Origin of the sequence: Serratia sp. (in: enterobacteria) (assembly GCF_052400455.1) — a bacterium.
GTDB classification, from domain to species: domain Bacteria; phylum Pseudomonadota; class Gammaproteobacteria; order Enterobacterales; family Enterobacteriaceae; genus Serratia; species Serratia ureilytica.
In genome coordinates, this window is sequence record NZ_CP185812.1 from 2127356 (window position 1) to 2140631 (window position 13276).

Annotated in this window: 12 protein-coding genes and 2 pseudogenes; 9 read left to right on the plus strand and 5 right to left on the minus strand. The window is 59.3% G+C overall.

Annotated features, from left to right (window positions below; genetic code table 11):
• Positions 1-131 precede the first annotated feature (131 nt).
• Both cspE and ACORQT_RS10385 read left to right on the plus strand, forming a co-directional pair.
• On the plus strand, positions 132-344 hold the full coding sequence (gene cspE, locus ACORQT_RS10380; protein WP_004941268.1) for a transcription antiterminator/RNA stability regulator CspE: 213 nt from the start codon (positions 132-134) through the stop codon (positions 342-344).
• A 114-nt stretch (positions 345-458) separates the two neighbouring features.
• Positions 459-537 (plus strand): annotated as a pseudogene (locus ACORQT_RS10385).
• Between the two features lie 213 nt (positions 538-750).
• On the opposite strand, the gene ACORQT_RS10390 reads toward ACORQT_RS10385, so the two are convergent.
• The gene (locus ACORQT_RS10390; RefSeq protein WP_444859400.1) at positions 751-1428 is read right to left on the minus strand and encodes an isochorismatase family protein; all 678 of its coding nucleotides are present in this window, start codon (positions 1426-1428) and stop codon (positions 751-753) included.
• A gap of 253 nt (positions 1429-1681) precedes the next feature.
• On the opposite strand from ACORQT_RS10390, the gene ACORQT_RS10395 reads away from it, so the two are divergent.
• Together ACORQT_RS10395 and ACORQT_RS10400 are read left to right on the plus strand one after the other, a co-directional pair.
• On the plus strand, positions 1682-2110 hold the full coding sequence (locus tag ACORQT_RS10395) for a universal stress protein (RefSeq protein ID WP_033642798.1): 429 nt from the start codon (positions 1682-1684) through the stop codon (positions 2108-2110).
• 315 nt (positions 2111-2425) lie between these two features.
• A complete protein-coding gene (locus ACORQT_RS10400) occupies positions 2426-3181 on the plus strand; it encodes an SDR family NAD(P)-dependent oxidoreductase (protein WP_089191591.1) in 756 nt (251 codons plus the stop codon).
• Between the two features lie 43 nt (positions 3182-3224).
• On the opposite strand, the gene ACORQT_RS10405 is transcribed toward ACORQT_RS10400, so the two are convergent.
• The 4 genes and pseudogenes from ACORQT_RS10405 to puuD all read right to left on the minus strand — a co-directional run bounded on the left by ACORQT_RS10405 (position 3225) and on the right by puuD (position 7343).
• Positions 3225-4505 carry an NAD(P)/FAD-dependent oxidoreductase gene (locus tag ACORQT_RS10405; protein WP_016928043.1) on the minus strand — a complete coding sequence of 427 codons (1281 nt, stop codon included), beginning with the start codon at positions 4503-4505 and terminating at the stop codon, positions 3225-3227.
• Between the two features lie 11 nt (positions 4506-4516).
• On the minus strand, positions 4517-6013 hold the full coding sequence (gene puuC / locus ACORQT_RS10410; protein WP_164057120.1) for an aldehyde dehydrogenase PuuC: 1497 nt from the start codon (positions 6011-6013) through the stop codon (positions 4517-4519).
• Between the two features lie 15 nt (positions 6014-6028).
• Positions 6029-6586, minus strand: coding sequence for an HTH-type transcriptional regulator PuuR (puuR, locus tag ACORQT_RS10415; protein ID WP_033642801.1), 558 nt, complete (start codon positions 6584-6586; stop codon positions 6029-6031).
• Positions 6583-7343, minus strand: a pseudogene (gene puuD / locus ACORQT_RS10420) (gamma-glutamyl-gamma-aminobutyrate hydrolase). The gene puuR and the pseudogene puuD overlap by 4 nt, the downstream one beginning before the upstream one ends.
• Positions 7344-7562: 219 nt before the next feature.
• Between puuD and ACORQT_RS10425 the strand changes: the two are divergent.
• The 5 genes from ACORQT_RS10425 (at position 7563) to ACORQT_RS10445 (ending at position 13235) form a co-directional block, all read left to right on the plus strand.
• Positions 7563-8981, plus strand: coding sequence for a glutamine synthetase family protein (locus tag ACORQT_RS10425; protein WP_015377637.1), 1419 nt, complete (start codon positions 7563-7565; stop codon positions 8979-8981).
• Positions 8982-9289: 308 nt separating this feature from the next.
• The gene (locus tag ACORQT_RS10430) at positions 9290-10660 is read left to right on the plus strand and encodes an APC family permease (protein ID WP_033642803.1); all 1371 of its coding nucleotides are present in this window, start codon (positions 9290-9292) and stop codon (positions 10658-10660) included.
• A 91-nt stretch (positions 10661-10751) separates the two neighbouring features.
• The gene (gene yddG, locus ACORQT_RS10435; RefSeq protein WP_164057119.1) at positions 10752-11645 is read left to right on the plus strand and encodes an aromatic amino acid DMT transporter YddG; all 894 of its coding nucleotides are present in this window, start codon (positions 10752-10754) and stop codon (positions 11643-11645) included.
• A 73-nt stretch (positions 11646-11718) separates the two neighbouring features.
• Entirely contained in the window at positions 11719-11991 is a 273-nt protein-coding gene (locus tag ACORQT_RS10440) for a hypothetical protein (RefSeq protein ID WP_004941292.1), read from the plus strand.
• Positions 11992-12353: 362 nt separating this feature from the next.
• On the plus strand, positions 12354-13235 hold the full coding sequence (locus ACORQT_RS10445; RefSeq protein WP_033652091.1) for a nucleoside-specific channel-forming protein Tsx: 882 nt from the start codon (positions 12354-12356) through the stop codon (positions 13233-13235).
• Positions 13236-13276 lie beyond the last annotated feature (41 nt).

A 13276-nucleotide genomic window follows, 5' to 3' on the forward strand; every position in this document is an offset into this window, starting at 1 on the left:
TCTCAGTATTAGCGATATCCCTCAGATACCTCTTCTTCCGCGAATTCTCTTCTCTAGTGCCCCATAAGTTTCCAATAAAAACAGACCTCTATCGCCCTATGGCGTCGCAAAAATATAAAGGAAATATCTCTATGTCCAATAAAATGACTGGTTTGGTAAAATGGTTTGATGCAGGTAAAGGCTTTGGCTTTATCACCCCGGCAGACGGCGGCAAAGATGTGTTCGTACACTTCTCCGCTATCCAGAGCAACGATTTCAAAACGCTGGATGAAGGCCAACAGGTTGAGTTCACTATCGAAAATGGCATGAAGGGGCCTTCTGCCGGCAACGTGGTCGCGTTATAATTTTTGGCCGAGGTGCAATTTCTTACGACAGCGATGATGGTTTAAGCCGGAGCAGTTAAGCAATGAAATCCTCAGCCTGAATAAACTCCGGGTTCGCCCGGAGTCTTTCTCGATACGTCATTAGCTCAGCAGGAAGAGCGGCAGCGAAATTATTCGTTGGCGGACTGGGGTTCGATTCCTCGATGACGTTCCAATAATTAATGATTATTGGCAACAGAAGAACAGATTGCCGCAGAATTAATAACGCCGCGTTTCCGTCTATTTTTCTGTTGTGAAAAAGTCGCGCTTAGGCTGCGTAATGTTGGAGTGTGGGATGGACGCTTACGCCATAACATGACAGCCGGGAAAGTCACCGGCACACGATTAATAGCCCCGGCCTTGGCCGGGGTTTTTTATGCCCGCGATCTTAACGCTGCGAGTCCAGCAGTTCGTTATTTTTCACCACGTCCTGCGCCTTGAGGTAGCTCTCGATCAGCAGCTGATAGGCTGGGAAGATTTTGGTGTAGACCTCGGCCCACTGCTGAGCGTCGGCGCGATTCCAGCTGCCCTGCAGCTCGGAGGCGACGCCGGCGGTGTCGATCGGCACCACGCCCGCCTGTACCACGCGCGCCAGGGTAATTTCCTGCGTCATTTTCGAGTAGGTGCCGGAGGCGTCGATCACCGCGAAGACCTTATAGCCTTCGGCCACCGCGCTGATGGACGGAAAGGCCATGCAGACGCTGGTGATGGTGCCGGCGATGATCAGGGTTTTGCGGCCGGTGGCTTTGACCGCCGCCACGAAGTCCGGGTTGTCCCAAGCGTTGATTTCCCCTTTACGGGCGACGTATTGCGCGTGCGGCGCATTCTGGTGAATTTCCGGGATCAGCGGGCCGTTGGGGCCCTGCGGCACCGAGGCGGTGGTGATCACCGGCAGTTTGCTGAGGGTGGCGATGCTGGCGAGGGCGGCGGCGCGAGCGCGCAGTTCGGTCATCGGCATATCGGCGACGGTCTGAAACAGACCGCTCTGGTGGTCGATCAGGAGCATGACCGCGTCATTAGCATCAATAACAGGACGCTGGCCGTTGAAGTTGGCTGGAGTGCTCATGGTGTCTTCCTTTTTTCGTCGTGAGGTCAGTGGGTATCTTCTTTGATTGATAAGGCTGAAACTCAGCACTTGCCTACAGTGTAGAGAGAGGAGAGAAATCCGGTAGAGCCTAAAGCCGGGATGCATCGTTCCATTAATAGAACGACACTGCAGCAGGCTAGGGGGCCGGCGCTGGGCTAAACTTAAGGTGCATGAGAAACATGCGGCAAGGAACGCCATCCTGTTTATGGGTTTGACGCGGAGGGCCGCCGTCATGGCTTATCAGCATATCGTTGTCGCCACGGATCTTAGCGAAGACGCCGAGTTCCTGTTGGGCAAGGGCGCCAGGTTGGCCGCCGCGCTCCAGGCCAAACTTTCACTGATTTATATCGATATTCACCGCGCCGGTTATTATGTCGATCTGGGCGTGGGAGATTACAACTACACCGATCGCACGTTTTCGGAGCGGGTGAAGAATATGCTCAATGCGATCAAAGGGCAGTCTTCCTATCCGGTGGAAGAGGTGATCGTCAGCCGTGGCGCGTTGACGGAAGAGCTGAATCGGGTGGCGAAGGAAAAAGGGTTCGATCTGGTGATCTTCGGCCATCACCACGATGTCTGGAGCCGGCTGGTTTCTTCGGCGCGTCAGGCGATCAATGAGTTGAACGTCGATCTGCTGGTGATCCCCATCGAGAAAAAATAGTCGCGGCCGCCGGCGGGCGGCTGCTTTTTTCATTCGCATCGCTTATCTCTGAGCGGCCATAACCGTCTATCCGCAATAATCCCGCTTGCTGACAATCTGCCAGGAAAATAGTGACTGTCCGCAATTTTATTATCTCCATCAATATGTTGGCCAAAATCCGATAAAGATTAACTCAGCGCATTGAAATGACTCGTATACCTCCTTTTGGTTAATAAACCGCACGTTTTGACTGGCTCTCAGGGAGCCTGCGTCTTATCCTCGGGGGCAATGAGATTTGTATGACTTATATAAATGCGTTTACATGGAGGAGGTCTCATGCGTTTTGACAATAAAGTCGTGGTTATCACCGGTGCGGGCAATGGCATGGGGGAAGCGGCGGCGCGGCGTTTCTCCGCCGAGGGCGCCATTGTGGTGCTGGCCGACTGGGCCAAGGAAGCGGTAGACAAGGTCGCCGCTTCGCTGCCGAAGGGCCGCGCGATGGCGGTGCATATCGACGTTTCCGATCACGTGGCGGTTGAAAAAATGATGAACGAGGTGGCGGAAAAACTGGGCCGCATCGACGTCCTGCTGAACAACGCCGGCGTACACGTGGCGGGCAGCGTGCTGGAAACCAGCATCGACGACTGGCGTCGCATCGCCGGGGTCGATATCGACGGCGTGGTGTTCTGTTCCAAATTCGCCTTGCCGCACTTGCTGAAAACCAAAGGCTGCATCGTCAATACCGCATCGGTGTCCGGCCTGGGCGGTGACTGGGGCGCGGCCTATTACTGCGCGGCGAAAGGCGCGGTGGTTAACCTGACGCGCGCCATGGCGCTGGATCACGGCGGTGACGGCGTGCGCATCAACTCGGTCTGCCCGAGCCTGGTCAAAACCAACATGACCAACGGCTGGCCGCAGGAGATCCGCGACAAGTTCAATGAGCGCATCGCGCTGGGGCGTGCGGCGGAGCCGGAAGAAGTGGCGGCGGTGATGGCGTTTCTGGCCAGCGACGACGCCAGCTTTATCAATGGCACCAACATTCCGGTCGATGGCGGGGCGACCGCCTCGGACGGCCAACCGAAGATCGTCTAAGCGTTAATGCGCAGGCCCGGCCATTATGACCGGGCCTGTTGTTTTAGACGCCGATGCGATCGCGCAGCGTGTAGTAGGCCGCGCCGATGGCGGTGAACGGGATCTGCAGATTGCGTCCGCCGAAGAACGGCAGGTGCGGCAGCTTGGCGAAGGCGTCGAAGCGTTCGGCGTCGCCGCGCATCAGCTCGGCGATCAGCTTGCCCGCCAGATGGGTGCAGGTTACGCCGTGGCCGCTGTATCCCTGCATGTAGTACACGTTATTCTCCAGCCGGCCGAACTGCGGCATGCGCGACAGCGTCAGCAGGAAGTTGCCGGTCCAGCGATAGTCGATACGCACCCCTTTCAACTGCGGGAAGGTCTTCAGCAGCTTCGGCCGGATCAGGTTATCGATGTCGTCCGGATCGCGCGCGCCGTACACCACGCCGCCGCCGTACAGCAGACGATGATCGGCGGTGATGCGGTAGTAATCCAGCAGGTAGTTGCAGTCCTCCACGCAGTAATTCTGCGGGATCAGCGCCTGCGCTATCTCCGGCGCCAGCGGTTCGGTGGTCACCACCTGGGTACCGCACGGCATGCTGCGCTTGGCCAGCCGCGGCTCCAGCTTATCGCCCAGATAGGCGTTGCCGGCGACGATGACGAAGCGCGCTTTCACCTGGCCATTGGCGGTGCTGATGAGCGCCGGTTCGCCGTGGCGAATGTTCGTCACCGCCGATTGCTCGAAGATGCGCCCGCCCTGCAGGCGAATCGCCTCGGCCTCGCCCAGCGCCAGATTGAGCGGATGGATGTGGCCGCCGCTGTGATCGAGCAGCGCGCCGACGTAACGATCGCTGGCGATCTCCTGGCGCACCCGGTCCGCGTCGAGCAGCTCAAGCTGGGTATTGCCGTAGCGCTCCCAGTTGCGTTTTTGCTCGATCAGCGCATGGAACTGCTTGTTGTTCAGGGCGGCGAAGATGCCGCCGGGACGGTAGTCGCAGTCGATGGCGTAGCGGCTGATGCGGCTGCGAATGATCTCCGCGCCTTCGAACATCATGCTGCCGAGCAGGCGGGCGCTTTCCGCGCCGTAACGCTCTTCAATCACATCGATGTCGCGGCTGTAAGAGTTGACCAACTGGCCGCCGTTGCGGCCGCTGGCGCCGAAACCGATGCGCGCCGCTTCCAACACCACCACGTCGTAACCGGCTTCCACCAGGAACAGCGCGGAGGATAGGCCGGTATAGCCGCCGCCGATCACGCAGACGTCGCATTCGATCGATTCATTCAGTTGCGGATAGGGCTGATGTGCGTTGGCCGTGGCCGCATAATAGCTTTTTACGTGTTCAGTCATGATGTAAGCCCTTATTCCAGCGAGATCCAGGTGGTTTTCAATTCGGTGAATTTGTCCAGCGCATGCAGCGATTTGTCGCGGCCGTTGCCGCTTTGCTTGTAACCGCCGAACGGCACGGTCATGTCGCCGTCGTTGTAGTTGTTGACGAACACCGTACCGGCCTTCAGTTGGCGCGCCATGCGGTGCGCGCGCGCCAGATCGCGGGTCCAGACCGCGGCACCGAGGCCGTAGTCGCTGTCGTTGGCCAGCTGCAGCGCCTGTTGCTCGTCGTCGAACGCCGTCACCGCCAGCACCGGGCCGAAGATTTCATCGCGCGCCACGCTCATGGCATTGTCCACCCGGGTGAGGATGGTCGGCCCCAGATAGCCGGCGTGGTCGCCCTGCGGATGGTCGCGCCCGTCGAGGAACAGCGCGGCGCCCTGGCTCAGCCCCCGATCGATATAGCCGGCCACTTTCTCGCAGTGGCCGCTGTCGATCAGCGTGCCCATCACCGTGTCGGGATCGAGCGGATCGCCGGGCACGAAAGCCGCCGCGTGTTTGCGCAGCGCCTGCAGGAACGCTTGCTCAATGCTCGCTTCGACCAGCAGGCGAGTGCCGGCGATGCACACCTGCCCCTGATTGTAGAAGATGCCGGCGGCGGCGCTGCGGGCGGCTTGATCCAGATCCGGGCAGTCGGCGAAGACGATGTTGGCGCTTTTGCCGCCGGCCTCCAGCCAGACACGCTTCATGTTCGATTCGCCGGCGTAAATCATCAGTTGTTTCGCCACCAGCGTAGAGCCGGTAAAGGTGAGGGCGTCGACGTCGCGGTGCAGCGCCAGCGCCTTGCCGGCGTCGTGGCCGTAGCCGGGCACCACGTTCAGCACGCCGTCCGGCAGCCCGGCCTGTTGCGCCAGTTTGCCGAGCAGGATGGCGCTCAGCGGCGATTTTTCGGAGGGTTTGAGCACCACGCTGTTGCCGGCGGCCAGCGCCGGGCCGAGCTTCCAGCAGGCCAGCAGCAACGGGAAGTTCCAGGGCACGATGGCGCCGACCACGCCGATCGGCTCGCGTTCGATCAGCGCCAGCGCGTCGCGACCGGTAGGGGCGATTTCGCCGTACACCTTATCGATCGCTTCGGCGTACCAGCGGATGCAGCGGATAGCGCCCGGCACGTCGTCGCGCAGGCTGTGACGAATCGGTTTGCCGGTGTCCAGCGTTTCCAGCAGCGCCAGCTCTTCGTGATGCTGTTCCATCAGCTCGGCGAAGCGCAGCAGCGTGGCTTTGCGCTGCGCCGGCGCGGCCTGGGCCCAGTCGCCGCGTTCAAAGGCGGCGCGCGCCGCGCTGACCGCCCGATCGATGTCGGCGGCTTCGCCGCGCCCGACCTGCGCCAGCTCACGGCGACCGGCGGGATCTTCGACGGCGAAACGTTTCCCCGCGGCGGCCGGCTGGTAGCGACCGTCGATAAACAGCTGGTGCTCAATCTTCAGGGCCTGCGCCCGTTGTTGCCAATACTGCAAATGGTGAAAGTTCATGCCTGGCTCCGTTGATCAGAATGTCGTCGGCGTATGGGCGCTGATAATCCGGCAAATGCGCGCCGACGTGTTGCTGAAACTGTGGGGAATGCCGGTATTGATGGCGTAGCTCTGCCCGGCCTGCAGGTGATAGCTCTGGCCGTTGACCTGCAGCACCACTTCGCCTTCCAGCAGCGTGCCGATCTCTTCCCCTTGGTGTTTGATGCGCTCGCCGGTGGTAGTGCCCGGTTCGTAGGTCTCGATCATCATTGCCAGCGTGCGATTCGGGTCGCCGTTATGGATCAGCTTCATCGATACGCCCTGGCTGCCGATCTCGATCAGGTCGTCGCTGTCTATCACGATCTGCGGCTCAGCCGGTTTTTCCGGTTCGGCGAAAAACGCCGACAGCGACAGACCGTATACCGTCAGCAGCTTTTGCAGCGTGCTGATGGCCGGGCTGACCTTGTCTTGCTCGATAGTACTGATGGCGCTGTGGGTTAACCCAGACAGTTCGGCGACCCGGCGCTGCGACAACCCCAATTGTTGACGGATCTGCGACAGACGTTTTCCCGGTGCCAAGCTGACGTCGCTCATGGGCGTTTTTCCTTTTGATAGTTCCGACAGGCGGTAATGAAACCATCAAACAACAGGCGCGACAGGGCGTACTCGTCGCTGTTCCACTCCGGGTGCCACTGCACGCCGAGCGCGAAAGGCTGATCGCGCACGCTGATCGCCTCCACCAGCCCGTCGGCGGCGTGCGCCTCGATGCGAACGCTCGCGCCCAGGGTTTTGGCGCCCTGGCCGTGCAGCGAGTTCACCCAGAATCTGTTGCAATCCGGTATCAGTTGCGAAAGCAGCCCCCTTCCTGAACGATGACCTCGTGGGCGGGGGCGTATTGCTGTTCCAGCGGCAGGTCGTGATCTTCACGATGCTCCAGCAGCTCGGGCAGTTCGTACAGGCGGCGATGCAGGGTGCCTTGAGTGGCGACCACCATTTCCTGCATGCCGCGGCAAATGGCGAAAAGGGGAATGCGCCTGTCGAATGCCTGGCGGATCAGCGCCAGGCTCAACGCGTCTCGGCCAGGATCGGCGTCAGGCTCATCGCCGTTTTCACCATAAAGGTGCGGCTGCACATTACTGGGGCTGCCGGGCAACAGAATGCCGTCGAGGCGCGGCAACAGTTCCGCCAGCATCTCAGGCTCCGCCAGCGCGTGCGGCAGGGCGATCGGTAAACCGCCGGCGGTGATAACGGCATTCAGGTACTTTTCTTGCAAGGTCTGCGTAAGGTGCCCGTTTAACCTATACCTGCACATGACGACGCCGATGACTGGTCTGTTAAATATATTGTCCATGCTATCCCCTTGGTACGTTCGAAATTATGAACGATAAGCTTCTCCACCGCCGATTTCGTTCAATATTCTATAAATCTAGCAGTCGATTGGCCAATATTCAAACCAAAATTAACACTTGCAAAACAAATTTGTTTCATCTACGTTTCAATTGTGGGCATTATATTGAACAAGACGGTCAATAAACATCGACGACAGCAAAACACAAACGGCGGGTGAACCATGCAGACCAACATCGTAGAAGTGGAAAACTTTGTTCAGCACAGTGAAGAGAGACGAAGTAGCGCGTTCCAGCGCGAAGTGAAGAAGTACCTGGAACGTTATCCGTTAACCCAACATGTCGACGTCCTGTTGACCGATCTGAACGGCAGCTTCCGCGGTAAACGCATCCCGGTCGGCGGTCTGAATAAGCTGGAAAAAGGCTGTTACTTCCCGGCGTCGGTATTTGCGATGGATATTCTCGGCAACGTGGTGGAAGAAGCCGGGTTGGGGCAGGAGCTGGGCGAGCCGGATCACGTGTGCGTGCCGGTACCGGGCACGCTGACGCCGTCGGCGGCGGATCCGCAATATATCGCGCAGGTGCTGCTCACCATGTTGGATGAAGATGGCACTCCCTTTGACGTTGAACCGCGCAATGTGCTGAACCGAGTGTGGCAGCGTTTGCGTCAGCGCGGGCTCTCCCCCGTGGTAGCGGTAGAGTTGGAGTTCTATCTCATCGATCGTCAACGCGATGCGGAGGGGTATCTGCAGCCGCCGTGCGCACCGGGGACCCAGGAGCGCAACACCCAAAGCCAGGTGTATTCCGTCGATAACCTGAATCATTTCGCCGACGTGCTGAGCGAGATCGACGAACTGGCGCGCTTGCAGGGCATTCCGGCGGATGGCGCGGTGGCGGAGGCGTCGCCGGGGCAGTTCGAGGTCAACCTGCACCATACCGATGATGTGCTGCAGGCCTGCGACCATGCGCTGGCGCTGAAGCGCTTGGTGCGCATGGTGGCCGAGAACCACAATATGCAGGCGACCTTTATGGCCAAGCCGTATGAAGAGCACGCCGGCAGCGGCATGCACGTGCACATCAGCATGCTGAATGCGCAAGGCGACAACGTGTTCGCCGATGACGACGGCGAAGATTCGGCGCTGCTGAAACAGGCGCTGGCGGGCATGATCGCCCTGATGCCGTCCTCAATGGCGCTGCTGGCGCCGAACGTCAACGCCTACCGCCGCTTCCAGCCCGGCATGTATGTGCCGACCCAGGCCTCCTGGGGGCATAACAACCGCACCGTGGCGCTGCGCATTCCCTGCGGCGATCGCGATAACCACCGGGTGGAGTATCGCGTGGCGGGCGCCGACGCCAACCCGTATCTGGTGATGGCGACCATTCTGGCCGGCATCGTCTACGGCCTGGAAACCGCATTGCCGCTGCCTGAGCCGGTGACCGGCAACGGGCTGGAGCAGGACGGGCTGCCGTTCCCGATCCGCCAGAGCGACGCGCTGTACGAGTTCGAACATCAGCCGGTGCTCAACGCATTGTTGGGCGAACGCTTCAGCCACGTCTATCTGGCCTGCAAAACCGATGAGCTGGTGCAGTTTGAGCGCCTGATCACCGAAACCGAGATCGAGTGGATGCTGAAAAACGCCTGATCCCGCTCACCCTGTGACTACCGCGCGCGTCCGGCGCATTTCATCGGCTCTCCTGTGGCCGGCGAGGCTGCGCGCAGCGGTACAGAATTTCTTCTATCACGGCGTACAGGACGCCGACGAGGAAATAACCATGACTCAGTCATCCCCCTGCGCAGACGTTTGCCTGTGCCGCAGTGCCGACGGGCCGGTCGCCGGCCGCCCGACAGCGATCCCAACCCGTTTTTACCGCCGCCTGAGCAGCAGTTTCCCTGCGGCCTCTCTGAATGACGTTGCACGGTTGACAGCAGAGGACCAAAAGGGGAAATGCCATGACGACTAAAGCCATCGACGGCGGCCAGGCGGGCAAACCGCAGCTGCGCAAATCCCTCAAGCTGTGGCAGGTGGTGATGATGGGCCTGGCCTATCTGACGCCGATGACGGTGTTTGACACCTTCGGCATCGTCTCCGGCCTCACCGACGGCCATGTGCCGACCTCCTACCTGCTGGCGCTGGCCGGCGTGCTGTTCACCGCCATCAGCTACGGCAAACTGGTGCGCCAGTTTCCCACCGCCGGATCCGCCTACACCTATGCGCAGAAGGCGATCAATCCGCACGTCGGTTTCCTGGTGGGGTGGTCGTCGCTGCTGGACTATCTGTTCTTGCCGATGATCAACACGCTGCTGGCCAAGATCTACCTGACCGCGCTGTTCCCGGAGGTGCCGCCCTGGGTGTGGGTGGTGGGCTTCGTGATTCTGATCACCGCCATCAACCTGAAAAGCGTCAATCTGGTGGCCAATTTCAATACCCTGTTCGTACTGGCGCAGGTGGCGATCATTTTGGTGTTCATCTATCTGGTGGTGCGCGGCCTGCACAACGGCGAGGGGATGGGCACGGTGTGGAGCCTGCGGCCGTTCCTCAGCGAGAATGCGCATTTGCTGCCGATCATTACCGGCGCGACTATCCTGTGCTTCTCGTTCCTCGGCTTTGACGCAGTCACCACGCTGTGTGAAGAGACGCCCGACGCCGCCAAGGTGATCCCGCGCGCCATCTTCCTGACCGCGCTGTACGGCGGGGTGATCTTTATCAGCGTGTCGTTCTTCATTCAGCTGTTTTTCCCGTCCATTCAACGCTTTCATCAGCCCGACGCCGCACTGCCGGAGATTGCGCTGTACGTCGGCGGCAAGCTGTTCCAATCGATCTTCCTGTGCGTGACCTTTATCAACACGCTGGCCTCCGGCCTGGCGTCGCACGCCAGCGTGTCGCGCCTGCTGTACGTGATGGGGCGTGACAACGTGTTCCCGGAGAAATTCTTCGGCTATATCCACCCCAAATGGCGTACGCCGGCGCTGAACGTACTGATGGTCGGGCTGGTGGCGTTGTCGGCGCTGTCATTCGATCTGGTGACCGCCACGGCGCTGATCAACTTCGGCGCGCTGGTGGCCTTTACCTTCGTTAACCTGTCGGTGATCAGCCACTTCTTTATTCGCGAAGGGCGCAACAAAAGCTGGAAGGATCGCTTCAACTTCCTGTTCCTGCCGTTGGTGGGGGCGCTGACGGTAGGGGTGCTGTGGCTGAACCTGGAGAAAAGCTCGCTGACCATGGGGCTTATCTGGGCGACGCTGGGCTTCGGCTATTTGGCCTGGCTGACCCGACGCTTTCGCCAGCCGCCGCCGCAGTTGGAGCGGCAACCGCAGCAATAAATTCACAGGCGGGAGTTTCCCGCCTTTCTTTTTGGCGCGTGCGGCAGTAGAGTGAAAAACCTGATAAAAAATAACCTATTGGACCTGCCTTATGCCCGCTTTGCCCTCGCGTACCCGTGCCACGCTGTTCGGTTTGTTGGCCATCGTGCTGTGGAGCAGCGTCGTTGGCCTGATCAGAAGCGTCAGCGAAGGGCTGGGGCCTGTCGGCGGCGCGGCGATGATCTACAGCGTCAGCGCGGCGTTCTTGCTGGTGGCGCTCGGCGTGCCGAAATGGCGCAGCTTTCCGCGGCCTTACCTGATCGTCGGCAGCCTGCTGTTTGTCAGCTACGAGATCTGCCTGTCGCTGTCGCTCGGTTACGCCAATACCCGCCTGCAGGCGATAGAAGTGGGCATGATCAACTACCTGTGGCCCTGTTTCACCGTGCTGATGGCGCTGGCGCTCAACGGCCAAAAGGCGAAATGGTGGCTGCTGCCGGGGCTGCTGCTGTCGCTGTTCGGCATCGGCTGGATCATGAGCGGCGAGGGCGGCTGGTCACCGGCGCAGATGCTGGCCAACGTGCGCAGCAATCCGCTCAGCTATACGCTGGCGTTCAGCGGCGCGGTGATCTGGGCGCTGTATTGCAACCTGACCAAGAAGATCGCCCAGGGCAGCAACGGCGTGGTGCTGTTTATCGCGCTGACCGCGCTGGCGCTGTGGCTGAAGTACGCCTTCAGCGCGGAAAGCGGCATGCAGTTCAGCGTCGGCGTGACCGTGACGCTGCTGTGCGCCGGGGTGGCGATGGGGGCGGGGTATGCCGCCTGGAACGTCGGCATTCTGCACGGCAACATGACGCTGCTGGCGACCGTCTCCTATTTTACCCCGGTGCTGTCGGCGGTGTTCGCCGCGCTGGTGCTGCACACGTCGCTGACCGCCAATTTCTGGCAGGGCGTAGCGATGGTCACCCTCGGCTCGCTGATCTGTTGGCGGGCAACTCGCGGAAATTAACGGAAATTATCCGCCATCGCCGCAATGTTGAACTAGAATTTAACTAGCCATGTTGCCTGAAGGAACGACGACAATGAGAAGTGACATTCAATTTATTCAGCAGCCTGAAATCGACGTGCATCATTATGAGCGCGGCGATACCGTGCGCCTGACCACGGCGAATTTGCGGCATGAATATCAGCTCGATGTTTATATTTTGCGCCGCGATGACAAGCTGATTTACGGTTCGGTCGTCGCGGCGGCGCCCAAAACCGATATTCCGGTCGCCAGCTGGGAGGTCAAAAACGGTGAAGAGGTGGCGTTCCGCCAGGAAAACATCGCCAAAGCGGTGCCGGCGGTAAACTGATTTCACGTTCCGCACTTTCTCCTGATGCTGATGAAGGCCGACGCTCGCGCGTCGGCTTTTTCTTTTCCACCTCGTGATGACGCCCTGATGTCATTTGGCTTAAAAACTGCGCTAAAAAACGCGACACATGACAAAAATCACAGCGAATGTGAATTTGCATGAAACATAATTTGACAAATGTGAACGCAATCGATTACCTATTCGCGAAATGCGTAACTGGATCACAGATTCTTACAGTCAGTGGTTTCTATAATGCGCGCGTCATCCGAGTTTCTGTGTGAAGACAACGCCAGGTGTCGGCAGACTCATTGTCATCTTTTCTAAACGGGCAGGAAATGGCCCTTTAAGCATGTGGTAATAAAATGAAAAAAATAGCTCTCGCAGCAGGTGTACTGCTCGCAGCGTCTTACAGTGCATCATCAATGGCTGATAGCAAAGACAGTCAATATGTCTCCGACTGGTGGCACCAGAGCGTTAACGTGGTGGGCAGCTACCACACCCGTTTCGGGCCGCAACTGAATAACGACGTGTATCTCGAATACGAAGCCTTCGCCAAGAAAGACTGGTTCGATTTCTACGGCTACGTTGACGTGCCAAAGTTCTTCGGCGTGGGCAACACCCCGGATCGCGGCATCTGGAACAAAGGCTCCCCGCTGTTTATGGAGATTGAACCGCGCTTCTCCATCGACAAACTGACCGGCACCGACCTGAGCTTCGGCCCGTTCAAAGAGTGGTACTTCGCCAACAACTACATTTATGATCTGGGCCACAACGCCGACGGCCGTCAGAACACCTGGTACATGGGCCTGGGTACCGATATCGACACCGGTCTACCGATGAGCCTGTCGATGAACATCTATGCCAAATACCAGTGGGAAAACTACCAGGCCGCCAACGAGAACAGCTGGGACGGTTACCGCTTCAAGGTGAAATACTTTGTGCCGCTGACCCAGGTGTGGGGCGGCAATCTGAGCTACATCGGCTTCACCAACTTCGACTTCGGTTCCGATCTGGGCAAGGACAGCCACTGGGTTGACGGCACCGGCAAACAGGTGCGCACCGGCAACTCGATCGCCTCCAGCCATATTTTGGCGCTGAACTACGATCACTGGCATTATTCTTTCGTGGCGCGTTACTTCCATAACGGCGGCCAGTGGCAGGATGGCGCGGAGATCGGCACGCCGCAGGGCCCGATCAAGTCTACCGGTTGGGGTTACTACCTGGTGGTCGGCTATAACTTCTGATTTTCCGTGTTATCAGAAACAGAAAACCCCGCCTGGCGGGG